Here is a 2,307-nt window from a genome sequence, read left to right on the forward strand (position 1 = left end):
CTTGCTTGCTAACGTCATTAGCATTGAAGGGTAAGCGAATCCATTCTTTAGCTGAGTAGCGACGACTCTGGTCACGATGGAACGGTCGAGTAGTATCAGAAGCTTGCGAATAACCTAATAAGGCTTCTGCTACAGGGCCGCTTTTATCAAAGGTGACGGTTTGCATATATGTCGGACCAAAATTAATGAGGTAGTTTGCGCCATCATTAGCGCTTGTGCCTCTCGTTTCTGCAACATTGAATACACCTTCACGACCAAAACCACCATGCATAGCAATACGCTCATCGTTTTTACTAGCATCAACGATATACTGCAAATCAGATAAAGACGCATCAAGAGCGATGTTTTTATCTTGGAAGAACTTAATGGAATCTCCTAAAGCAGTACGTGTATCCGCACTAATAATTAAACCACGAGGCGTATTGACTGGGTCTTTTGCATCAAATTTAACACTGAATATCGTATCCGTCGTTTCATTAAAGTCCACATTACGCCAAAACTCTCTAAAGACATGAGCGCCTTTACTATCTAAATTATTACGACGATCCCAATTACTCAAGATATTACAAGCATTAGTTGCATCAATAGTAGAGCCACCCGTCAAAGGCATGCTAGCATTCGCTCGACAATCTGCTAATACGTCGTCGAGTACCAACTCAGCGACATAACTGCGGTTACCATAGACGACCTCTTGCATATTGTCTAAATTGAAGTTAGTACCGCCCAAGTTATCTTTATTACTGAATCGATCTTGTATTTGAACCAGTCCCATACGTGAGCGCATAAGTAAGGGAACACCATCTACTGGACTAGCACCTAAGAAGGGGGCTAAACGACGACGTAGGAGTGGTGAAAATCCAGTCAGTGGTTGCTCTAAATTGCTTAACCAATAGCTATCATTTGAGTTAGCAACATAATCATCGCGGATCAAGAAAGGTAAGTTTGAGCGCCCAAAAATACCTGCTTGCGGTGAGTCTGTATCAACTCCCCATTCACAGGCAGCGGTACTACCATTCAGTGCTGGCAAATCAGAGGCAATTAAAGCACCAAGGAAGGGGCCAGATGCAGCACTACTACAAGCTTCAAGCTTAGCTTTGGTCACATTTGGTACGGTTGAGATGTCAGCATAGAGTGCCTTACCATTACGGTCGGTAGCAATAGTATTAACAAACCCAAGACCAAGGACGCTTTGCATTCTATCGACTAAGTCCTCAACGCTCGTAGCCTTATTCATACTACGCCACTGATTGAGTGCTCTTGGGTTTTCAGAGGCGGCGTCACGAATAGTATAAGCTAGATTATTAGCGCCCCATGCTGGTAATTGACCATTGAGCAAATTGACCGCTAACATAGGTCCATATTGTGAGACATAAATATTGTGAACCTGCGTCTGATTATTTGGTAGCTGAATAGTGACAGGAACGGTTTCGATATCGCGCTGCTCAGTCACACCAGCGCTATTAGTATAATTGTATTTGAGAGGATCTCCATCAACTAGGCTAAGCTGATAAAGCGTAAAACGTTTGGCAGTGGATACGGTATGGCTCCAAGCCACGTCTTTATTAAAACCGATGTTAGGGAAAGGCTGACCTTGTTGAGCCGCACCCATCACATCCAGCTCACCTGGCATCGTTAAGTGAAATTGATAGAAGCGTTGGACGCCATCCCATGGCTCATGCGGATTGCCATACATGACCCCGCTATTAGTACCAGTCACCTCCTTGCCAAAGGCATAGGCATTACTACCGCCACTCATCGCATTAATCGTATCCATATTGAATGCAGGTGCTGACTCTACGACAGGGTTTGCGACTGGAACACTACGCATTCTTGAGCTACCCTGAATGCCAGCAATAGAAGGCGGTGCCGCTGCTACAATGGGACCGACGAAATTAGATAAGCCACCACGTAGATTGGCTTTACCGTAGACCGTCAATAAATCATCGAGAGTAATCTCGCGTACCCATTCAGCATTGGCACAAGCAGGATCGATATTAGCCACGCCTTTGTCACGTAAATAACGGCTATAGCCTGCTGCATAACCTGTCACAGCATCAATGACTTCAGGGTCTTGAGCTGCTAAAAATTCAGCTTTTCGCTTGTCAGTGTTGTACCACGTATAAAAAGCATCGCTAGCCAAATTACCGTCAGCGCCTAGATACAGCATACTCTGACCGCTAGCGACTACAACTTCACGCGCTAGTGAGCAGAAATTATCTTCTGCGAATGCATAACCGACGCCATAACCCAGACCTTTGTAATCCTTTGCGGTGATGTGCGGTATACCGAACTCAGTGCGCTGAATAT

The 2,307-nt window shown here is 45.0% G+C and carries 1 protein-coding gene; it reads right to left on the reverse strand.

From position 1 onward, the window contains the following. A partial coding sequence (locus tag I3257_RS14035; protein WP_238050159.1) for a penicillin acylase family protein occupies nucleotides 1–2,307 on the reverse strand: 2,307 nt, incomplete at both ends.

The sequence above is a fragment of the Psychrobacter sp. Ps7 genome (genome assembly GCF_022129225.1).
Taxonomy (GTDB): Bacteria; Pseudomonadota; Gammaproteobacteria; order Pseudomonadales; family Moraxellaceae; genus Psychrobacter; species Psychrobacter immobilis_A.